At 56.2% G+C, this 21,105-nt stretch carries 18 protein-coding genes; 9 read left to right on the top strand and 9 right to left on the bottom strand.

Annotated elements, in window-relative coordinates; all coding sequences use genetic code 11:
• Positions 1–2: 2 nt before the first annotated feature.
• Together ACFPLB_RS03655 and ACFPLB_RS03650 are read right to left on the bottom strand one after the other, a co-directional pair.
• On the bottom strand, positions 3–1,022 hold the full coding sequence (locus ACFPLB_RS03655; RefSeq protein ID WP_378228380.1) for a LacI family DNA-binding transcriptional regulator: 1,020 nt from the start codon (positions 1,020–1,022) through the stop codon (positions 3–5).
• Between the two features lie 124 nt (positions 1,023–1,146).
• Positions 1,147–2,088, bottom strand: a complete 942-nt coding sequence (locus ACFPLB_RS03650) for a DMT family transporter (protein ID WP_378227915.1) — start codon at positions 2,086–2,088, stop codon at positions 1,147–1,149.
• 140 nt (positions 2,089–2,228) lie between these two features.
• On the opposite strand from ACFPLB_RS03650, the gene ACFPLB_RS03645 reads away from it, so the two are divergent.
• Positions 2,229–3,332, top strand: a complete 1,104-nt coding sequence (locus ACFPLB_RS03645) for a CobW family GTP-binding protein (protein WP_378228379.1) — start codon at positions 2,229–2,231, stop codon at positions 3,330–3,332.
• Positions 3,333–3,339: 7 nt separating this feature from the next.
• A complete protein-coding gene (locus tag ACFPLB_RS03640; protein WP_378228378.1) occupies positions 3,340–4,314 on the top strand; it encodes a WD40 repeat domain-containing protein in 975 nt (324 codons plus the stop codon).
• Between the two features lie 12 nt (positions 4,315–4,326).
• On the opposite strand, the gene ACFPLB_RS03635 is transcribed toward ACFPLB_RS03640, so the two are convergent.
• From ACFPLB_RS03635 to ACFPLB_RS03625, 3 genes are all read right to left on the bottom strand, one after another.
• Entirely contained in the window at positions 4,327–5,592 is a 1,266-nt protein-coding gene (locus tag ACFPLB_RS03635; protein ID WP_378228376.1) for a glycerate kinase type-2 family protein, read from the bottom strand.
• 54 nt (positions 5,593–5,646) lie between these two features.
• Complete coding sequence (gene guaD, locus ACFPLB_RS03630; protein WP_378227914.1) at positions 5,647–6,960, bottom strand: guanine deaminase; 1,314 nt, start codon at positions 6,958–6,960, stop codon at positions 5,647–5,649.
• A 66-nt stretch (positions 6,961–7,026) separates the two neighbouring features.
• On the bottom strand, positions 7,027–8,274 hold the full coding sequence (locus ACFPLB_RS03625) for a urate hydroxylase PuuD (protein ID WP_378227913.1): 1,248 nt from the start codon (positions 8,272–8,274) through the stop codon (positions 7,027–7,029).
• 136 nt (positions 8,275–8,410) lie between these two features.
• Here ACFPLB_RS03625 and ACFPLB_RS03620 point away from each other — a divergent pair, with 136 nt between their 5' ends.
• The gene (locus ACFPLB_RS03620; protein ID WP_378227912.1) at positions 8,411–9,352 is read left to right on the top strand and encodes a LysR family transcriptional regulator; all 942 of its coding nucleotides are present in this window, start codon (positions 8,411–8,413) and stop codon (positions 9,350–9,352) included.
• 245 nt (positions 9,353–9,597) lie between these two features.
• Positions 9,598–10,086 carry a DNA starvation/stationary phase protection protein Dps gene (gene dps, locus ACFPLB_RS03615; protein ID WP_378227911.1) on the top strand — a complete coding sequence of 163 codons (489 nt, stop codon included), beginning with the start codon at positions 9,598–9,600 and terminating at the stop codon, positions 10,084–10,086.
• Between the two features lie 5 nt (positions 10,087–10,091).
• Here the strand turns inward: dps and xdhC are convergent, their stop codons facing one another.
• From xdhC to uraH, 4 genes are read right to left on the bottom strand one after another with little or no spacing between them, the layout of a single operon-like run.
• On the bottom strand, positions 10,092–10,937 hold the full coding sequence (gene xdhC / locus ACFPLB_RS03610; RefSeq protein ID WP_378227910.1) for a xanthine dehydrogenase accessory protein XdhC: 846 nt from the start codon (positions 10,935–10,937) through the stop codon (positions 10,092–10,094).
• 1 nt (position 10,938) lies between these two features.
• Positions 10,939–13,317 carry a xanthine dehydrogenase molybdopterin binding subunit gene (xdhB, locus tag ACFPLB_RS03605; RefSeq protein ID WP_378228375.1) on the bottom strand — a complete coding sequence of 793 codons (2,379 nt, stop codon included), beginning with the start codon at positions 13,315–13,317 and terminating at the stop codon, positions 10,939–10,941.
• 37 nt (positions 13,318–13,354) lie between these two features.
• Entirely contained in the window at positions 13,355–14,842 is a 1,488-nt protein-coding gene (gene xdhA / locus ACFPLB_RS03600; protein WP_378227909.1) for a xanthine dehydrogenase small subunit, read from the bottom strand.
• A 4-nt stretch (positions 14,843–14,846) separates the two neighbouring features.
• On the bottom strand, positions 14,847–15,221 hold the full coding sequence (gene uraH / locus ACFPLB_RS03595) for a hydroxyisourate hydrolase (protein WP_378227908.1): 375 nt from the start codon (positions 15,219–15,221) through the stop codon (positions 14,847–14,849).
• A 174-nt stretch (positions 15,222–15,395) separates the two neighbouring features.
• Between uraH and puuE the strand changes: the two genes are divergently transcribed.
• The 5 genes from puuE (at position 15,396) to ACFPLB_RS03570 (ending at position 21,097) form a co-directional block, all read left to right on the top strand.
• Positions 15,396–16,829 carry an allantoinase PuuE gene (gene puuE / locus ACFPLB_RS03590; RefSeq protein WP_378227907.1) on the top strand — a complete coding sequence of 478 codons (1,434 nt, stop codon included), beginning with the start codon at positions 15,396–15,398 and terminating at the stop codon, positions 16,827–16,829.
• A 16-nt stretch (positions 16,830–16,845) separates the two neighbouring features.
• A complete protein-coding gene (locus ACFPLB_RS03585; protein ID WP_378227905.1) occupies positions 16,846–17,685 on the top strand; it encodes a bifunctional allantoicase/(S)-ureidoglycine aminohydrolase in 840 nt (279 codons plus the stop codon).
• A complete protein-coding gene (locus tag ACFPLB_RS03580) occupies positions 17,682–18,200 on the top strand; it encodes an ureidoglycolate lyase (RefSeq protein ID WP_378227903.1) in 519 nt (172 codons plus the stop codon). Before ACFPLB_RS03585 ends, ACFPLB_RS03580 begins: the two co-directional genes overlap by 4 nt.
• A gap of 331 nt (positions 18,201–18,531) precedes the next feature.
• Positions 18,532–20,124, top strand: coding sequence for an ABC transporter substrate-binding protein (locus ACFPLB_RS03575; RefSeq protein ID WP_378227901.1), 1,593 nt, complete (start codon positions 18,532–18,534; stop codon positions 20,122–20,124).
• A 10-nt stretch (positions 20,125–20,134) separates the two neighbouring features.
• Positions 20,135–21,097: an ABC transporter permease gene (locus ACFPLB_RS03570; protein WP_378227900.1), complete on the top strand. Its 963-nt coding sequence runs from the start codon at positions 20,135–20,137 to the stop codon at positions 21,095–21,097.
• Positions 21,098–21,105 lie beyond the last annotated feature (8 nt).

Raw genomic sequence — 21,105 nt, 5'->3', positions numbered from 1 at the left:
GACTAACGCTCCACCGGGCGGCTGGTGGATTGGCGCACATGCAGCTCCGGCTTGATAAGTTGCGGGGTCGGGCCAACAGTCTGCCCATTAAGCTTGTCGAGAAGGGCGCTGGCGGCACGGCGGCCAACTTCACGCTGGCCGTTCCAGACGGTGGTCAGTGCAGGCGTGGCAATGGCTGCCTCCTCCAGATCATCATAGCCGGTGACGGAAATATCCACGCCCGGTATCAGCCCGGCGCGCGCAATGCCGTTCATGAGCCCGATGGCGACAAGATCGTTCCAGCAACAGGCGGCCGTCGGCTTGTCCTTCAGGGCCAGCAACTGATTTGCCGCTTCAAAGCCCCCCTGCTTGGTGCGCGGTCCGGCAATACGCCATGAGGGTCTGACCTCAAGCCCTGCCTCCTGCATCGCATGGAGATAGCCCTGATAGCGGTCACGGCCGGTGGATGTTTCATCCGTGCCGCCGATCATGGCAATGCGCTTGTGGCCAAGCGAGATCAGATGATTGGTCGCCAATGCGGTGCCATATGCATCATCGCCACGAAATACCGGCGCATGCGCCCCCTCGACATCGCGAGCAATCAGCACCGCAGGCAGACCGTTTTCCACTGCCATGCGGATGTCGGCTGCCGGTGTGTCGATAGCGGGCGACATGATGACCCCATCGGCCCCCAGTTGCAAAAGCGTATCAATGAAGGTGCGCTGCTTGTCGAGCTTGTCATAATGATTGGACAAAAGAAATGTCTGGCGTGAACGATCCAGCTCATGCTCGATGGAGCGTAAAATTTCTGCATAAAAAGGGTTCATGATGTCATGAACCACCACGCCGACAATGCCTGAACGCGAGGTGCGCAATGACGCGGCCCGGCGGTTATAGATATAACCGATCTCACGCGCATAGTCCTTGATGCGTTGCCGGGTTGACACAGCCACCAGCGGGCTGTCGCGCAGCGCCAGCGACACTGTGGCTGTCGATACGCCAAGCGCATCGGCAATTGTGGAAAGCTTGACCTTTTGCGCCAGTTTCGCGTCTCCCCACCCATATTTGACGCGCGTCACGGCCCTGATGGCTTCTAAGGCCTATAAGGATCGAGTGACAGCGTTTTAAACATTTTAAATCCGGCTTATGCCACCGCTGGCCCTCAAGTCAAAGTTTTTTCACCAAAACCTCTGTCTCTGCGCCCGGAACCGCACGGTTGTGAACCCGCAACTGACGCTCCCGCGCCATGATATAAAGACCGCTGGCGACAATGATACCGCAACCGGCAAGGGTCCAGCCATCGGGCAGTTGATTGAAAACCAGCCAGCCGGCAAGGATGATCCATATCATCTGCAAATAAGGATAAGGCGCCAGCGCCGTGGTCGTTGCCTGAGAATAGGCCTTAATCAGGCACCAATGGCCAAGACCGCCAAAAACACCCAGAAAAAGCAGCAGGCCCCACAGGCCCGGCTCCAGTGACGGCCATCCATTGAGAAGAACCAGCGGCATCAGTAGGACAGTCGGGGCCAGAGCAGAATAAAAAATCAGACTTTCGGCTGTTTCACTGGCCGACATGCGCCTTGTCATGATCACATAAAACGAATTTGACAGGACCGCGCCCAGCGCAAAAACATGGCCCATGCCAAAGGCTCCGACACCCGGACGGGTGATCACCAGAACACCGATAAAGCCAACCAGGATCGCCATCCAGCGTCGCCAGCCGGCCTTTTCCTCCAGAAATGGTCCGGCAAGGGCGGTAATCACCATGGGCCCGAAAAAATAAATCGAGGTGGTTTCAGCCAGTTGGAGGGTCAGCAGCGCCAGAAAGTTGAAAAGCGTGGTTGTGGCCAGAAGAGCACCGCGCATCCCCTGCAAAAACAGGTTTGCGGGACGAAAACGCGCCGGTTTACGCCAGCCTCTGAACAGGACAAGAACTAAAACCATATGGCCGGCAAAACGCACCCATGCGGCAAATAAAGGGGTAACGCCTGCCAGCACGACATATTTGCTCGTTGTGTCAAGAAAGGTAAACAGCACATAAGTGGCGACCATATATAAAATGGCCCTGACAGGCGTTGCGCTTTCTTGTAAACGACCGGTCATATTCACACCAATGTCAGACTTTTGATGATGATCCCTCATAAGTCTTTTGGGCCAGCACGCGTCCGGCTGCAAGCCTTATGCTGTGGCCCCGTGCAATTGCCATTGCCACTGCCTATATGAAAACGCATATCCATTTCGAGGTTCTCATGAGCGACACGCAAACCACCTCCACGCCCTCTGGTGAAACCGCACCACAAATCCCCGTAACGGTGCTGACCGGCTATCTGGGAGCGGGCAAGACCACGCTGCTCAACCGCATCCTGTCGGAAAACCATGGCAAGCGTTATGCGGTCATCGTCAATGAATTTGGCGAAATCGGCATCGATAATGATCTGATCGTGGAATCCGACGAGGAAATCTACGAGATGAACAATGGCTGCGTGTGCTGCACGGTGCGCGGCGATCTGATCCGCGTGGTTGAAGGCCTGATGCGCCGCCCCGGCCGTTTTGACGCCATTATCGTCGAAACCACCGGCCTGGCCGATCCTGCTCCGGTCGCGCAAACTTTTTTCATGGATGATGATGTGCGTGCCAAAACACAGCTCGATGCGGTTGTGGCGCTGGTTGACGCCAAGCATTTGCCGCTGCGGCTCAAAGATTCAAAAGAAGCCGAAGACCAGATTGCCTTTGCCGATGTGATTGTTCTCAACAAGACCGATCTGGTGTCAGAAGAAGAATTGCAGGCGGTGGAGAAAACCGTGCGCGCCATCAACCCGGCGGCGAAAATCCACCGCACCCAGCGTTCCGGCGTGGATCTGAGCGAGGTTCTGGACCGCCGTGCTTTTGACCTGAAACGCACATTGGAAAACGATCCGCATTTTCTTGATGAGCATGACCATGACCATGACCATGATCATGTCTGCGGCCCCGACTGCGACCATGATCACGATCATCACCATCACCATCATGACCATGATCATGATGATCATGACCACGCCTCACCGATCCATGATGTCACTGTGCGTTCTATCTCCCTGCGCGGCGGGGAAATGGACCCGAAAAAATTCTTTCCATGGATTGAAAAGATCACCCAGATGGAAGGCCCCAATATCTTGCGCCTCAAGGGCATCGTCGCCTTCAAGGATGACCCGGAGCGTTATGTCCTGCAAGGGGTTCACATGATTATCGAAGGTGACCACCAGCGGCCCTGGAAAGACGGTGAAAAACACGAAAGCCGTCTGGTCTTTATCGGGCGCGAGCTTGACGAAGACAGGCTTCGCAGAAGCTTTGAAGCCTGTCAGGCCGCGTGATTCCGACATGCCAACCATTGCCCCGCTCGATCTCGACGGCCATTGCATGGCCGCAGTCTTTCTGGCCGATGTGCCGCATTTTGTGCTGGCCGACGGCTCCATTCACCGGCTCGATCATGGCCATAAAAGCACACAGGCCAATGACGGCCTGCTCTGCACCTTTCATGACCGCGCCAACGACCGGCTGATTACCGGCGGCGAAGATGGCAAGATTTTTGCCGTCAAACCCGGCGGTGAGGTCGAAGAATTGGCCCAAGCGGGACGCAAATGGATCACCAGCGTTGCCGCAGGCCCGCAAGGCGCACTTGCCTATGCTACAGGCCGCAGCGCCTTTGTGCGCTTTGCTGACGGTAAGGTGAAAGAATTTGCCCATCCGCGCTCGGTTGAAGGGGTTTCATTCGCCCCAAAGGGAATGCGCATTGGCGTTGCCCGCTATAATGGAGCGACACTGCATTTTGCCGCCACCGAAGGCACACCGGTCGAACTGGAATGGGCGGGCGCCCATACCGGTATCACATTCTCGCCCGATGGCAATTTTCTTGTCACCACCATGCAGGAAAACGCTCTTCATGGCTGGAAGCTGGCTGACGGCAAACATATGCGCATGACCGGCTATCCAGCCAAGGTCAAAAGCCTGTCATGGGCGCCAAAGGGCCGCTGGCTGGCCAGTTCAGGTGCACCGGCAGCCATTATCTGGCCGTTTCAGGGCAAGGATGGGCCAATGGGCAAGGCGCCGCTGGAACTGGGCACACGTGGTGACGCCATGGTTACATGCGTCAGTTGTCACCCCGGTCAGGACATTGCAGCCATCGGCTATAATGACGGCATGGTGCTGGCAGCGCGCTTTGCCGATTCCAGGGAAGTTCTGCTGCGCCGTGGCGGCAAGGGCGCCATCACCTCCATGGCATGGGACAAAAAAGAGCGCCGCATTGCTTTTGGCAGCGATGCCGGTGATTGCGGTGTGATCGATATTTCCGGCTGATTTATTTGTAAATCAGCGCACCCATATAGCGCGAAAATCATTGACATTGGTGCCGGTTGGTCCCGGCACAAACAAATCGCCGGTCGCCTCAAAAGCCGTCCATGCATTATTGGCGGAAAGCATGGCGCGCGCATCAATTCCGACCGCCCGCATCCGCCCAATAGTTTGCCCATTGCAAAATGCCCCGGCATTGTCCTCGGACCCATCAATGCCGTCCGTATCGGCCGCCAAAGCGTCAATTCCATCAAAACCATCGATGCCAAGCGCAAAGGACAGCAAAAATTCAGTGTTGCGCCCGCCCTTGCCCTTTGCGCGCAGCGTGACTGTGGTTTCACCGCCAGACAGCAGCAGCACCGGCCTGGCAAAAGGCCGGTTGCGGCTTGCAATCTCACGCACAATGGCCGCATGGACCGAGCCAACCTCGCGCGCTTCGCCTTCAATGGAATCAGACAGGATGACAGCCTCGATCCCCTGTCTTTTGGCCTCATTGGCTGCAGCCTCCAGTGAAACGGCAGCCGAGGCAATGAGTTTCACCTCATTGCGCGAGAAACACTCATCATCAGGAGCCGGCGCATCGGCCTGTGCAGTCTCCAGATGCGCCATCACAGCTTGCGGCAATTGAATGCCGTAAGTCGCAATTGCCTTTAAGGCATCAGCCCGGCTGGCAGCATCAGGGACCGTGGGGCCGGAAGCCACCAGCGCCGGATTGTCGCCAGGAATATCGGAAACGATCAGCGAGACAACACGAGCCGGAAAGGCAGCAGCCGCCAGCCGTCCCCCCTTGATGGAGGAAACATGTTTGCGGACCATGTTCATGACCGAGATGGGCGCACCCGATGCCAGCAGCGCTTCATTGACGGCAATCTCATCGGCAAGTGTGAGCGAACCGGCAGGCGCTGGCAAAAGGGCTGAACCACCGCCACATACCAGCGCCACGACAAGGTCATCCTCACTTAAACCTTTCACCAGCGCCAAAAGCTGCTGCGCCGCCTGCACACCGGCCTCATCCGGCACCGGGTGAGCCGCCTCGATAATCTTGATGCGCTGTGTTGGCGCACCATAGCCATAGCGGGTGACGACCAGCCCCTCCAGCGGCCCCTCCCACAGATTTTCAAAAGCGGCCGCCATTTGTGCTGCCCCCTTGCCTGCCCCCACGACAATGGTGCGCCCTTTGGGCCGCGCTGGCAGATGGCTGCCAATGGTGCGCTGCGGGTCAGCGGCGGCGACTGCGGCTCTAAAAATCGAGGTTAAAAAGGGCTTTGGGTCCATGCTCACAATCTTCCCATCAGGCAGATTTTTGCCCGGCCACTTGTGTTTTCAACCCAGACAAGCTCACACGCCAAGAATGCTTTTGGCCGGTTTGCCAGCGATATAAACCTCACGCACGGCGCGGTCATCGCCCAGCGTCTGCAACAGAAACAATTCTTCGGCCAGTGAGTTGATGCTTTCCATGCGCAAACCCATGACAGACGTGGCGCGACTGTCCAGAACAACAATATCGGCCTCGCTGCCCTCTTCCAGTGTGCCCACCCGTTCAGTCACAGACAGCGCCTGTGCATTGCCCTGCGTCATCTGCCAAAAGGACTGGAACGGGTTCAGTTTTTTGCCCTGCAGGGCAATCACCTTGTAGCCCTCATCCATGGTGCGCAGCATGGAATAATTGGTGCCGCCGCCAACATCGGTGGCAGCAGCAATGCGCAACGGCTTTTCACGGGCCCGGTAGCGCTGATAATCAAACAGGCCGGAGCCTAAAAACAGGTTGGAGGTGGGACAAAACACCACCACCGAGCCTGTCTCGGACAACACATCAGCCTCCCGCTCTGACAAATGGATCGAATGGCCAAGAAGCGTGCGCTGACCCAAAAGGCCATATCTGGCATAAATATCCGTATAGTCTCTGGCCTGCGGATAAAGCTCGCAACTATAGGCAATCTCATCATGATTTTCCGACAGATGCGTCTGGACATGCAGATCGGGAAACTCTGTCACCAATGCCTGCGCCATCTCCATCTGCGCAGGCGTCGAGGTAATGGCAAAGCGCGGTGTGATGGCATAATGCTGGCGACCTGTGCCATGCCACTGCGCAATCAGCGCCTTGGAATCGTCATAAGATGATTGCGGCGTATCCCTTAGCCCTTCCGGCGCATTGCGGTCCATCATTACCTTACCGGCAATATTGAGCATGTTGCGGTCATGCGATTCGGCAAAAAAAGCCTCTGCCGATTCCTTGTGCACCGAACAATAGGCGGCAACCGTGGTGGTGCCGTGGCGGATCATTTCATCTAAAAACAACCGCGCAATGCGGCGGCTGTGCTGTGTGTTCAGGAATTTGGTCTCTTCCGGGAAGGTATAATTATTGAGCCAGTCCAGCAGTTCTGCACCATAAGAGGCAATGACCTGCATTTGCGGAAAATGAACATGTGCATCAATCAGGCCCGGCAACAGAAGATGGGGCCGATGATCAATCTTTTTGACAGTCTCGCCAGCCTTTGCCTCAACCTCGGCATAGGAACCGGCAGCGATGATGCGCCCCTCTTTCATCAGCAGAGCGCCATCTTCCTCATAGCGCCATGCCCCATGATCATCGATCGTTTCCGGCCAGCGCAAAAAGGTAAGTGTGCGACCCCGTAAAAGGGTTTCGGTCATGGCAATTTCCTCTGGAGATTTTTTTACAAAAAACATGCCGCCAAAAGATATTAGCAGATCATGCTGTCATTTTCGTCCCTCTTCGAACCAGGCAATCAGCAATTGCCGCTCCCGATCCGTCATCTGGGTCACATTGGCGGGCGGCATGGCATGGCTGCGGCCTGCCTGCAAATAGATTTCACGGGCATGAGATGCAATTGCCCGATCCGTATCCAGCATCACCCCCTTGGGCGCATGATAGATACCATCATAAAACGGCTCTTGCGCATGGCACATGGAGCAGCGCCCCATCACCGTGTCCCGCACCGATGCAAAATGGGTTGACGCAATATAACTCTGCGCGGTTGCAGACACTTCCGCTTCCGGTTCGCCCGTCAGCACTTTCGGCACGGTTGACAGCCAGATGATGATGACAAACAAAATGGCAGCCGCCAGCCATGTCCATGTCGGGTTGCCCTTGCGGGCATGGGTAGGATTGCCCTTTCGGGCATGGCAGGTATTGAAATAGTGGCGAATCAGCACCCCGATCAGAAACACCAATGAGGCGATCACCCAATTATACTGGGTAGCGAACGCCAGCGGATAGTGGTTCGACAGCATCAAGAACAAAACGGGCAGTGTCAGATAATTATTGTGCACCGAGCGCTGCTTGGCGATCTGGCCATATTTGGGGTCCGGCTTGCGCCCGGCAATCAGATCCGCCACCACAATCTTCTGGTTGGGAATGATGACCATGAACACATTGGCCGACATGATGGTGGCCGTAATGGCCCCCAGATGCAGGAAAGCGGCCCGTCCGGTAAACAGATGCGTCAGCCCCCAGGCAAGAAACACCAATATGCCATAGAGCAGGACCATCAGGCCGGTATCGCTTTTGCCAAGCGAGAATTTGCACAGATTGTCATAAAACAACCAGCCAATGCCGATTGTGGCCAGTGAAATGCCGATGCCGACCGGCACCGAAACATCAAGCACATTGGGATCGATCAGGTAAAGATCAGCACCCGCATAATAGACGATGCACAACAGCGCAAAGCCCGACAGCCAAGTGGCATAGCTTTCCCATTTGAACCAGGTCAGGTGCTCCGGCATTTCAGCAGGCGCCACCAGATATTTCTGGATATGATAAAAACCGCCACCATGAACCTGCCATTCCTCACCAAAAGCTCCTTCCGGCAGACCGGGGCGCTGGCGCAAGCCCAGATCCAGCGCCACGAAATAGAAGGATGAGCCGATCCAGGCGATGGCGGTGATGACATGCAGCCAGCGCACGCCAAACGATAACCAGTCCCAGAAAATTGCAAAATCGAGCATGTTTCCTCCCATTCGAGCAGAAGCGACTTTAAGGCCTGCCAGCCAAAGGGAAAGGGGGTAGACTTACGAGGACTTTCAAAAAAAAATGGAAACTATTATCGTCTTTTTATAAAAACCGGAGCGCGACAAGAACCACATGGCCTATCTGGACAATATTGCCGTTTTCGTCCGCGTCATTGAACTGGGAAACCTGTCGGCAGCCGGGCGTGACATGCGCATTTCCCCGGCTGTCACCTCCAATCGCATCAAGGAACTTGAAAAACATCTGGGTGTGCGGTTGTTCAACCGCACCACGCGCCAATTGATGCCGACCGAACATGGCAGCATATTCTACAGCGAAGCCAAGCAGATTCTGGCAGCCATCGCCAAGGCGGAAGCCAGCATTGCCAATCTGTCCGGTCAGCCGCGTGGCACCATTCGCGTGACCGCGCCCTTAGGGCTGGGTCGCAGACTGATTGCCTCCGGCATCCCGGAATTTCATGACCTTTACCCTGATATCGAGGTGCGGCTGCGGCTCTCCGACCACACGGTTGATATTTTAAAAGAAGGCATTGATGTCGCATTCCGGCTGGGCGACATTGAAGATTCATCACTGCGTTTACGCGGCATCATGGAGTGTGAGCGGGTGCTGGTGGCCGCCCCCGATTATCTGGAAAAGCGCGGCGAACCCGCCCAGATCAGCGATTTGATCAAGAAAAAACATGATTGTTTGATGCTGCGCTATCCCGGCTCGCGTGAATTCTACTGGACACTGCAAACCCCGTCCGGGCCACAGAAATTCGAGTTTCACGGGCCTTATGACAGCGACGATGGCGATGTGCTGACCCAATGGGCGCTGGCCGGGCGCGGCATCATCAACAAGCCCCGCTTTGAGGTGGAAGCCTATCTGCGCGACGGGCATTTGCGTGAAATCCTGACGCAAACACCGCCAACACCGGTGCAGCTTGCCGCCGTTTATCCGCACAAGAAACTTCAGGACACCAAGGTGCGCATGTTGCTCGATTTCATGGCCGAGCGGTGCCAGCGGCTCATCCGTGAAAAGCTTAATGGTTTGGCCGCCACCCCGACTGGCAAATAGCCGCAGGCGCTTGAGGAACCGTTTTTAAATTACCACATTAACAGTGAGGCGGACAGTTTTTTGCGCCTCATATATGCAGCGGTCTTTGCCGTCTTGCTTTTAAAGTTTTGTTCCAGCCGCCCTGGCGGTGCGCTAGAGCACTTGTGCGACGTCAGATGATTTCATCTGTACTTACAAAATGCTCTGGATATTTTTAAACCGGCTGCCAATTGCCTTGGCTGTTTATCATGGAAAGGACATCTTTTATGACAATGATCCCAACCCGCAACGACCTGAAATCCAACACGCGGGCTTCCTCCATTGAAGTTTTGAATGCACGTCTTGCCGATGCCATCGACCTGGCACTGATCACCAAACAGGCCCATTGGAACGTAAAAGGCCCGCAATTCATCGCCATTCACGAAATGCTCGATACATTCCGCACTGAACTGGACGATCATGCCGATACAATTGCCGAACGGGCCGTGCAGCTTGGCGGCACGGCGCTTGGGACCTCGCAAATTGTCGCCAAGGACAGCACGCTAAAGGAATATCCGACCGATATTTACAAGACCAAGGACCATCTGGCAGCCCTGCTTGACGCCTATTCCGCAGCCGCCCAAAATGCCCGCAAGGCCATTGAGGAGACCGAGCAGGCGGGCGATGCCAACAGTGCCGACATTTTTACCGGCTATTCACGCTCGCTCGACAAGTTCTTGTGGTTTTTGGAAGCCCACACACAGGAAAAAGAATAATCTTTTCATAAACAGCCTGAAGGCGATGCAGTCTTCGCACTTTCATGCAGAGCCAGCGCCGTCATGATTTCGGCAGCGGCCAGTGCGGCAATCACCGCTGGCCGCTTGTCATGCACCAAAGCCCCGCCAATGGGGGAGACAAGTTGTGCAAATTCCTTCTCCGTTCCGCCTGCTGATTTTAAAAACCAGCTTCGGAACGTGGCTTTTTTGGTTTTGGAGCCAATCATGCCGACATAGGCTGCATCACCGCGCTTCAGCGCCTCGGCAACAATCAAAAAATCCAGCGCATGATCATGGGTCAGCACAGCAAAGGCTGAACCTTTGGGGGCGGCGCGCACCGCTTCTTCCGGCATCGGCGTCAGCAATGTTGCAATGCCGGGGGCAATTTCTTCCAGTTCATGGGCGCGTGTCTCCACCACCACAACATGAACCGGCAGCAGCAGGCTTGCCGCCGCCATCGCCTTGCCGACATGGCCACCGCCAAAAATATACAGATGCGGCAGTTCTGCCTCCTGCTGCCTGGCCTTACTGATCAAATCTTTGGCCAGCGCATCATCGCCAGCACAAATTTCCACCACAACACGCCCACCGCAGCACTGACCGATTTCAGGCCCCAGCGGCACATCCAGCATGGTTGCGGCCTTGCCCCTGGCCAGCAACTGGCGCGCTTCATCAATGGCCATATATTCCAGTTGGCCACCGCCAATCGTGCCATGGCTGGTCGATGGTGAGACCAGCATGAACGCACCTTTTTCACGCGGGGTGGAGCCTTTCGTGTCCGCCACCTTAACCAGTGCAAAGCGCTCGCTGCGCTCCAGAAAATTTTTCAGATCACGCGTAAATGAGGCCATCTCATGCCTCCGCCCCTGCCCTTGTTCTTGTCCCTGCCCCTGCTCTCAGGCGCTCCACCGTCATCAAGACCCGCTCCGGTGTCGCAGGCGCATCAAGGCGCGGACAGATTTTATGATCGGCGACACTGGCAATTGCATCCGACAGCGCATGCAGCACCGAAAGCCCGAGCGGCAGCGGCGGCTCCCCCACGGCCTTGGAGCGATGGATGGTCGGCTCATAGGCTTGCGACCAGTCGGTCAGCGCAACATTGAAGATTTTGGGCCGGTCTGACGCCAGCGGGATCTTGTAAGTGGATGGCGCATGGGTGCGCAGACGGCCCTTGTCATCCCACCATAATTCCTCGGTGGTCAGCCAGCCCATGCCCTGAATGAAGCCGCCTTCAACCTGACCGATATCAATGGCCTCATTCAGCGAGCGGCCGGTATCATGCAGAATGTCGGTACGCTCCACCACATATTCACCGGTCAGCGTATCAACCGACACTTCCGAACAGGCTGCCCCATAGGCAAAATAATAAAAGGCATGGCCCCGGCCCCTGGCACGGTCCCAGTGGATTTTCGGCGTCTTGTAAAACCCGGCCGCCGAAAGCTGCACCCGGTTCATATAAGCCTGGCGCACCAATTCGTTGAAGGAAATTTCTTCATTGCCGATGCGCACCCGATTGGGCAAAAACACCACCTGATCACGCCGAACGCGATGTGCTTCCATGGCAAAATCAATCAGCCGCTCCTTGATCTGGCGCGCCGCATTCTGGGCCGCCATGCCGTTCAGGTCAGCCCCTGACGAGGCAGCGGTCGGCGACGTATTGGGCACCTTGCCTGTCGTGGTGGCGGTAATTTTGACCCGGTCAAGATCAATCTGGAATTCTTCGGCCACCACTTGTGCAACCTTCAAATGCAGGCCCTGCCCCATTTCAGTGCCGCCATGGTTCATATGCACCGAACCATCGGCATAGACATGCACCAGCGCCCCGGCCTGATTGGCTTCCGTTTTGGTAAAAGAAATACCGAATTTTACCGGTGTCAGCGCCAGCCCGCGCTTCACCACCGGGCTTGTTGCATTGAATTTTTCAATTGCCTTGCGCCGGGCGGCATAGTCAGCGCTTGTTTCCAGTTCCGCAACAATGCGCTGGATGATGCAGTCTTCCACCTTTTGATGATAGGGGGTCAGGTTGCGTTCACCCGCCACGCCCATCGCATCATAAAAATTCAGCTTGCGGATTTCCAGCGGGTCCTTGCCGACCGCAAAAGCCACCTCGTCAATGACGCGCTCGGCCCCCACCATGCCTTGCGGCCCGCCAAAGCCCCGAAAAGCGGTGTTTGAGACCGTATTGGTGTAAAGCAGCGCCGATTTTGCATGCACATGCGGGAAGAAATAAGCGTTGTCGCAATGAAACAGCGCCCGGTCGCCAACCGGACCGGACAGATCGGCAGAAAATCCGGCGCGCAGCGCAAAAGTGTAATCAATGCCAAGAATGCGGCCTTCCTCATCAAAGCCGACATCATAATCAATGGCAAAATCATGCCGCTTGCCGGTGGCCATCATGTCTTCATCGCGGTCAAGGCGCAGCTTGACGGCGCGCTTCAGCTTCTTTGCCGCAACAGCTGCCAGCACCGCCCATTGATTGGCCTGTGTTTCCTTGCCGCCAAAGCCGCCGCCCATGCGGCGCACTTCCACGGTAACCGCATGGCTGGGCACGCCCAGCACTTGCGCAATCATATGCTGGGTTTCGCTTGGCCCTTGCGTCGAACAATAGACCACCACCTCGTCATCTTCGCCCGGAACCGCCAGCGACACCTGCCCTTCCAGATAAAAATGGTCCTGCCCGCCAAGCTGCATACGTCCTTTCACCCGGCGCGGCGATGCGGCAAGCGCGCTGGCTGCATCGCCACGTTTCAGGGTCAAAGGCGTGCTCACCTGCCGATGCGTTTCAGCATCCAGCGCCCAAATATCAAGAATGGCTGGCAGTTCCTCATAGGAAATTTTAGCCAGACGCGCGGCGCGGCGCGCCTGATCGCGTGTTTTGGCAATCACGCAAAAAATTGGCTGGCCGTGAAACTCCACTCTGTCCACGGCAAGCACGGGATCATCCTGCATGCCGCTGGGCGAAATCTCATTGACGCCGGGAATATCCTTATACGTCAAAACATCAACCACGCCGGGGGCTGCATACACGGCTGACAAATCCATGGATTTGATGCTGCCATGTGCGACCGTGGCAAAGCCAATCCCGGCATGAAGCGTGCCGGAAGGCTCTGGCATATCGTCAATATAAACTGCCGTGCCGGTCACATGCTTATGCGCGGAATCATGATGCGTTGGTGTATGAACACCACCTGCAATCCTGTCTGTTTTCTCATCGGGCAAATGTCCCGTCATCGGCCTGCTCATTGCCTTATCCTCCCCCGCCACCTGCTCAGGCCGCCGCTTTCTGCCGCGACACGCGGATCGGGATTTTTGCGCCGGATGTTTCCAGATAAAAACGCCGGAGCAGATTTTTGGCCACCAGCATCCGATAGGTGCTCGTCGCGCGCATATCGCTTAGCGGGGCAAAATCCTGCTCATAAGCGCCAAGTGCGGCTTCAATCGACGCTTCCTCCCATGGCTTGCCAATCAGGGCGGCCTCCACCACACCTGCCCGCTTCGGCGTTGCCGCCATGCCGCCATAGGCAATGCGCACCGTCTTGACCGTGCCGTCCTTTTCCAGTTCCAGATAAAACGCCCCAAGTGTTGCGGTAATATCTTCCTCATGGCGTTTGGAAATCTTGTGAACCGCATAATGGCAGTCCGACCCCAACTGCGGCACCGGTACATGTACAGCCTCGACAAATTCGCCGGGCCGGCGGTCCTGCTTGCCGTAAGCGATGAAGAAATCTTCCAGTAAAATGGTGCGACGCTCTGAACCTTTGCGCAATGTCAGCGTGCTGCCAAGCGCAATCAGGGCCGGAGGCATGTCGCCAATGGGCGACCCATTGGCGATGTTGCCGCCAATAGTGCCTGCATTGCGGATTTGCTCGCCACCAATACGGGCAATCAAATGGCCAAGGGCTGGAATATGGCGGGTTAAAAACGCAAAACCCTCATTATAGGTGACACAAGCACCAATGCTGATAATGTCGTTTTCCTCACGCATTGAGCGCAGTTCCTTCACCTCGCCAATGAAAATGGCCGGGGAAATATCGCGCATCATTTTGGTGACCCACAAACCAACATCGGTTGCGCCGGCAATCACTGTCGCCGTCGGCTCAGCTTCCAGAACCGTGGCAAGATCATCGATATTTGCGGGCACGATGAAGCGCCCTTGCGCCTCGCCAAGCTCAACGCGCAAACCGTCATCCATGGCTGCCAGCCTTTGTGCAATTGACTGGCGCTCTCTTGCCAGCGGATCATCGGCAACTGCCCCATAGGTGGAAATGGCTCGCGCTGAACGGATGATGGGTTCATAGCCGGTGCAGCGGCACAGATTGCCCTGCAATGCCTTCTCAATGGCAAAATCAGAGGGATTTGGCGCGCTCATCCACAAGCCATACAGCGCCATGACAAAGCCCGGTGTGCAAAAACCACATTGCGAGCCATGAAAATCAACCATGGCCTGCTGCACCGGATGCAACCCGCCATTATCACAGGCAAGATGCTCGATGGTGACGATATGGCAGCCATCGAGCGACCCCATGAAGCGGATACAGGCATTGACGCCTTCATAGACCAGTCCACCATCGACCCGCTTGCCGACAAGCACGGTGCAGGCGCCGCAATCGCCCTCGGCGCAGCCTTCCTTGGTGCCACGCAGATTGCGCGACAGACGCAGCCAGTCGAGCAGGGTCAGGTCGGGTGCCGCGTCCTTGAGCACCACATCACACTCGTTTAGAATAAAGCGCAGCTCATTGCGTATCTTGACAGCCATCGCGTCAGCTCCCCCGATAGGTGGAGTACCCATAAGGCGATATGAGCAAAGGCACATGATAGTGCTTTTGCTCCGCCATGCCAAAGCGAATTGGCACAAGATCAAGAAACGCAGGCGCCGGCAGATCCACGCCCTGGGCGCGCAGATAATCACCTGCGGCAAACACCAGCTCATAGTCGCCAATGCGAAATTCCTCTCCACTCAAAAGCGGGCCATCACAACGCCCATCGGCATTGGTGATCATGCTTGTAATGGCAGTCCGATGGCCATTTTCAATGCGAAACAGCTCGATATGCAGCCCGGCTGCCGGTTTGCCCGATGCCGTATCAAGCACATGCGTCGTCAAGCGGCCGCCTGCCCTATCCGTCTCTGCTTCCACCTGAGCCCCCCTTTCACGCCAAACCACAATCAATTGTGCGCCATTTACCCGTATGGCATAAGCCCCGTAGACAGACACAAGCCCAAAAAACACTTTCAAATTTTTCAAGGGGAATGTCAGTCTTTTCCTTTGGATATTCTGATAATGTAGCGACGGACCGGGAGATTGTCGAACATGCGTTATTGCCGTGACATGCGTGGTTATGGAGCCAATCCACCGGATGCGGCATGGCCGAATAGTACGCATATCGCCGTGCAATTTGTGCTCAATTATGAAGAAGGCGGTGAGAACTGCATCCTTCACGGTGACAAGGCCTCCGAAGCCTTCCTGTCTGAAATAACCGGGGCCGCCCCCTGGCCTGGCCAACGCCACTGGAATATGGAATCCATCTATGAATATGGGGCGCGCGCCGGTTTCTGGCGGCTGCACCGGCTGTTTACGCAAGAAGATGTGCCCATCACCATCTATGGCGTGGCCACAGCCCTTGCGCGCTCCCCCGACCAACTGGCCGCCATGCAGGCGGCAAACTGGGAAATCGCCTCACATGGCTTGCGCTGGATCGACTATCGCGACCATGACGAACAAGCTGAGCGCGCCGATCTTGTCGAGGCAATCCGGCTGCACACGGAAGTGGTGGGCGAGCGCCCGAAAGGCATTTATCTGGGCCGAACCTCGGCCTGCTCCGTCCGACTGGCGGCAGCCGAAGGCGGTTTTGACTATATTTCCGATAGTTATGACGATGATCTGCCCTACTGGCTCGATCATGACGGCCATGGCAACGCCATCGAGCCGCAGCTTGTCATTCCCTATACGCTTGACGCCAATGATATGCGCTTTGCCATTCAGGCAGGCTTTACCGAGGGCGAGCAGTTTTTCACCTATCTGAAGGATGCTTTTGACACGCTTTATGAGGAAGGCCGCCAGGGCAGCGCCAAGATGATGTCGATTGGCCTGCATTGCCGGTTGATCGGTCGTCCGGGGCGGGTGGCGGCACTCAAACGCTTTATCGATTATGTGAAATCTCATGATAAAGTGTGGCTGCCGCGCCGCATCGACATTGCCCGGCACTGGAAACAGCACCATCCTTACAAGGCCCCCAAACTGCGCCCCTCGCGCATGGACGAAGTCAATTTCATTCAGGCTTTTGGTGGCATTTTTGAGCATTCCCCCTGGATTGCAGAGCGCGCCTTCAAGCTGGAGCTTGGGGCAGCCCATGACAGCGCCGCCGGATTGCACAATGCCTTGTGCCGGGCCTTTCGCACGGCAACCGCAACTGAACGCCTTGGCGTCTTGAACGCCCATCCCGACCTTGCCGGGAAGCTGGCACAGGCCAAAAGACTGACCCGCGCATCAACTGCCGAGCAGGCGTCCGCCGGGCTTGACGCTCTGACCGATGAAGAGCGCGACAGCTTTACCCGGCTCAATGCCGCCTATGTGGAGAAATTTGGCTTTCCCTTTATCATTGCCGTAAAAGACAACACCAAGGCGACCATTCTGGAAGCTTTCCAGCAACGCCTTGACAATGATCGCGATACGGAATTTTCAACCGCCTGTCGGCAGGTAGAGCGCATTGCCTATCTGCGTCTGAAAGACCTTTTGCCTCTATAAAATGGATATTACCGCCATGTCCGCACGTGCCTATTATGCTCCCAAAGGCGGCCTGCCGCCGCAAAGCGACCTGATCACCGACCGCGCCGTTTTCACCAATGCCTATGCCGTCATTCCACGCCGGGAATTCAGCGACATTGTCGCCTCCTATCTGCCGTTTTGGGACAAGACGCGCCTCTGGGTGATTGCCCGTCCGCTTTCCGGTTTTGCCGAAACATTCTCGCAATATATCATGGAAGTGCAGCCCGGCGGCGGCAGTGAGCGGCCAGAGCCCGATGCGGATGCCGAAGGCGTGTTGTTTGTTGTTGAGGGCGAAATTGACGTTACGCTGGATGGCGCAGCCCACCATCTCACCCCCGGCGGCTATGCCTTCCTGCCCCCGGCAAGCGGTTGGAGCCTGCGCAATAACAGCGAGAAAACCGCCCGTTTTCACTGGATTCGCAAGGCTTATGAATTTGTTGACGGCATTGATGTGCCTGACCCGATCTTTACCAATGAAAACGATATTTCTCCGTTTTCCATGCCCGATACAGATGGGAAATGGGCAACCACACGCTTTGTTGACCCGCAAGATATTCGCCACGACATGCATGTCACCATCGTCACCTTCAAGCCGGGCGGCATCATTCCTTTTCCCGAGACCCATGTCATGGAACACGGGCTTTACGTGCTGGAGGGCAAAGCCGTCTACCGCCTCAATCAGGACTGGGTGGAGGTAGAGGCTGGCGACTATATGTGGCTGCGCGCCTTCTGCCCGCAGGCCTGTTATGCAGGTGGGGCCAGTGATTTCCGCTATCTGCTTTACAAGGATGTCAACCGCCATGCAGCCCTTGGCGGTTTTGGACGGTCAGCATGAGCAGGACCCTTACCGCCAAGGCGCTGACGCGCGAAAATTTCGCAGATTTTGGTGATGTGCTCGATACCGACTGGCACAATCACTACCCGATCAATCAAGGCAAATGCCAGCGTTATCACGATCTTGCAAAAGTGGAGGCAGGCGGCCCCAATGGCCGGGTTCTGCTTTCGATTTTTTGCGGCACGCCTTATGATTTTCCGCTCAAGCTTGCCATGGTCGAGCGCCACCCTCTCGGCAGTCAGGCCTTCATGCCGCTTTCGCCGCGCCCCTTTCTGGTGGTCGTGTGCCCGGACGGGCGCGAAGGCCCCGGCACACCGCAAGCCTTCATCACCGCCCCCGGGCAGGGCATAAATTATCACCGCAATGTCTGGCACGGGGTCTTGACCCCGATTGGCGCAAAACAGGATTTTATCGTTATCGACCGCGGTGGTGACGGCGACAATATCGAAGAATTTTATTTTTCTCAGCCCTATGAGGTGCGACTGCCTGAAGGATTTGAAAGCACAAAAGCATAAAAACGACAGGGTTCTGGCGCAGCCATCTTTCTGTTTGCGACACTTTGAAGCGATGCGCCCTGCCCTGAATATGCTTTCCAAAGCCTTGAATAATCAGGAAACATCGCCTGAATTGAGCTTAAAATCTGCTTTTTTCAAAAATTCATTGTCTATTTGCGACACGACGTATACATAGACCCAACTGAATGAAGCGGCAGTTGCGACATGCAAATTACGCCAGCATATGTCGTATTCTGTCCAGTTGAGGGTTGACCCAGACCGCATTATTCATCGTAATTGAAAAACTAAAACAACCACAAGGTCGCGCCACAGGGGCAAGGGAGGGTTACGCATGTCAGATGAACTCAATTTTTTAAGTCGCGCGGTCGCTGCGGGACGGCTTAACCGACGCGACTTCCTCGGACGGGCCGCAGCCCTTGGCGTGAGCGCCACGCTGGCCAACACCATGCTGGCGGGTGCTGCGCGCGCACAGGCCCCGCAAAAAGGCGGCGCCCTTAGAATGGGCATTGTCGGCGGCGAATCCACCAACAGCCTCGACCCCGCCCAGTTTCTGACCCAGGTTCCACAGAATTTCGGCTCCACCTGGGGTGAACTTCTGGTGCTTCAATCGCCCGAAGACGGCAGCGCCCAGCCCATGCTGGCCGAATCCTGGGAGGCTTCCGATGATGCCTCCGAGTGGTCGTTCAAAATCCGCAAGGGCGTGACCTTCCACAATGGCAAGGAACTTGAGCCGGAAGATGTTGCCCAGACCATCCGCCGCCATTCCGATGAAAACACCAAATCAGCCGCACTTGGCGTTTTGGGCGACATCGACGAATTGGTGACCGATGGCGATAATGTCATCTTCAAGCTCAAGCGCGGCAATGCCGACCTGCCCCTGCTTTTGACCGACTATCACCTCATCATCCAGCCCAATGGCGGCTTTGACGACCCCACTGCCGGGATTGGCACCGGCCCCTACAAGGTGGAGGTCAATGAGCCGGGCGTACGCCATATGTCGGTAAAATATGACGGCTACTGGAATGACGATCTCGGCCATGTCGATTCCGTCGAGGTGATCGTCATGAACGACACCACGGCGCGCATGGCAGCGCTGCAATCAGGTCAGGTTCACATCATCAACCGGGTGGAGCCGAAAACGGTCGCACTGCTCAAGCGTTCACCGGGCGTGGTTGTGGTCAATGTGCCGTCCAAGGGCCATTATATTTTCCCGATGTTCTGCAACACCGCCCCCTTCGACAATGCAGATTTGCGCATGGCGCTCAAACTGGCCATCGACCGCGAGCAGATGGTTGAGCAGATCATGCAGGGTTACGCCTCGATCGGTAACGACTTCCCGATCTCGAAAAGCTATGCCCTTTATCCTGACGATATCGAGCAGCGGAGCTTTGATCCCGACAAGGCAAAGTTCCATTTTGAAAAATCCGGCCATAGCGGGCCGATCCTGCTGCGCACTTCCGATGTCGCCTTCCCCGGTGCGGTCGATGCTGCCCAGCTCTTCCAGCAAAGTGCAGCCAAAGCCGGTATCCAGCTTGAATTGCAGCGCGAACCGGGCGACGGCTACTGGAACGAAGTCTGGAACAAACAGCCATTCTGCGCCTCTTACTGGGGTGGTCGCCCGACGCAGGATTCCATGTATTCAACGGCCTATATCAGCAGCGCCGACTGGAATGACACGCGCTTCTTCAATGAAAAATTCGACAACATCATTTTTGAAGCCCGTTCTGAACTCGACAGCGACAAGCGCACCCAGATGTATCGTGACGCGGCAATGATCGTGCGTGACGAAGGCGGCCTTATCCTGCCCATGTTCAACGACTTCATCGACGCCCATCGTGAAGAGGTTCAGGGCTGGGTGCTGGACCCCAACCACGAGACTTCCAACCTGAGAGCAGCCACTCGCGTGTGGCTGAGACAGGGATGAGACACTCCTGATGGGAAGTATGCTTATCCTGCGGTTGATCGCCCAGCGCCTGGCGCTGGGCGTCCTGCTCCTGCTCGCTGTCTCGGTGCTGATCTTTGCCGGAACCCAGATCCTGCCCGGTGATGTCGCCCAGTCAATTCTGGGACAGGCGGCAACGCCACAGGCGCTGGAGAATCTGCGCCGTGACCTGGGTCTTAACGATCCGGCCTATATCCGCTATTTTCGCTGGCTGAGCGGTGTGCTGACCGGCGATTTCGGCACCGCACTTTCCAATGGGCGCGATATTGCCAGCGCGCTTGGCGGACGGCTTAAAAATACGCTTTTTCTGGCGGCCTGCGCCGCAGTCATTGCCGTTCCGCTGGCAATATTGCTGGGGCTTCTGGCCGTTCGCTACCGCAATGGGTTTATCGACAAGTCGATTTCCGGTCTGGCTCTTGCCTCGACCTCATTGCCGGAATTTTTCATCGGCTATTTGCTGATCCTGTTCTTTGCCGTGGAATTGCAATGGTTTCCCGCCAGTTCAACGGTTTTTGATTCCATGTCATTTGGAGCGCGGCTACAGGCCATTGCGCTACCAGCCCTCACCCTGACACTGGTGGTGCTGGCCCATATGATGCGCATGACACGCGCCGCCATCCTCAATGTCATGCAGTCGGCCTATATCGAGACGGCGGAATTGAAGGGGCTTTCGGCCTTCAACGTCATCCGCCGCCATGCCATGCCCAATGCGGTTGCCCCCATCGTCAATGTGGTGATGCTCAATCTTGCCTATCTCATCGTCGGTGTTGTCGTTGTCGAGGTGATTTTCGTCTATCCGGGCATGGGACAATATCTGGTGGACCATGTTTCCAAGCGTGACGTGCCGGTGGTGCAGGCTGTGGGTCTGATTTTTGCTACCGTCTATATCGGCCTCAACATGATCGCGGACATTGTGGCAATCCTTGCCAATCCGCGGCTCAGACATCCAAAGTGAGGGCCGGG

The organism is Aquamicrobium segne (assembly GCF_042656785.1).
Classification (GTDB): domain Bacteria; phylum Pseudomonadota; class Alphaproteobacteria; order Rhizobiales; family Rhizobiaceae; genus Mesorhizobium; species Mesorhizobium segne.
This window is presented reverse-complemented; position numbering and strand designations above follow the sequence as displayed.

Excerpts from the sequence above, each read along its gene's own strand:
- ACFPLB_RS03585 (WP_378227905.1), top strand. The coding sequence starts at position 16,846 with ATGTCCGCACGTGCCTATTATGCTCCCAAAGGCGGCCTGCCGCCGCAA.
- ACFPLB_RS03580 (WP_378227903.1), top strand. The coding sequence starts at position 17,682 with ATGAGCAGGACCCTTACCGCCAAGGCGCTGACGCGCGAAAATTTCGCA.
- xdhC (WP_378227910.1), bottom strand. The coding sequence starts at position 10,937 with ATGGCCTCATTTACGCGTGATCTGAAAAATTTTCTGGAGCGCAGCGAG.
- dps (WP_378227911.1), top strand. The coding sequence starts at position 9,598 with ATGACAATGATCCCAACCCGCAACGACCTGAAATCCAACACGCGGGCT.
- ACFPLB_RS03575 (WP_378227901.1), top strand. The coding sequence starts at position 18,532 with ATGTCAGATGAACTCAATTTTTTAAGTCGCGCGGTCGCTGCGGGACGG.
- ACFPLB_RS03570 (WP_378227900.1), top strand. The coding sequence starts at position 20,135 with ATGGGAAGTATGCTTATCCTGCGGTTGATCGCCCAGCGCCTGGCGCTG.
- ACFPLB_RS03640 (WP_378228378.1), top strand. The coding sequence starts at position 3,340 with ATGCCAACCATTGCCCCGCTCGATCTCGACGGCCATTGCATGGCCGCA.
- ACFPLB_RS03625 (WP_378227913.1), bottom strand. The coding sequence starts at position 8,274 with ATGCTCGATTTTGCAATTTTCTGGGACTGGTTATCGTTTGGCGTGCGC.
- guaD (WP_378227914.1), bottom strand. The coding sequence starts at position 6,960 with ATGACCGAAACCCTTTTACGGGGTCGCACACTTACCTTTTTGCGCTGG.
- puuE (WP_378227907.1), top strand. The coding sequence starts at position 15,396 with ATGCGTTATTGCCGTGACATGCGTGGTTATGGAGCCAATCCACCGGAT.
- xdhA (WP_378227909.1), bottom strand. The coding sequence starts at position 14,842 with ATGGCTGTCAAGATACGCAATGAGCTGCGCTTTATTCTAAACGAGTGT.
- ACFPLB_RS03620 (WP_378227912.1), top strand. The coding sequence starts at position 8,411 with ATGGCCTATCTGGACAATATTGCCGTTTTCGTCCGCGTCATTGAACTG.
- ACFPLB_RS03645 (WP_378228379.1), top strand. The coding sequence starts at position 2,229 with ATGAGCGACACGCAAACCACCTCCACGCCCTCTGGTGAAACCGCACCA.
- xdhB (WP_378228375.1), bottom strand. The coding sequence starts at position 13,317 with ATGACGGGACATTTGCCCGATGAGAAAACAGACAGGATTGCAGGTGGT.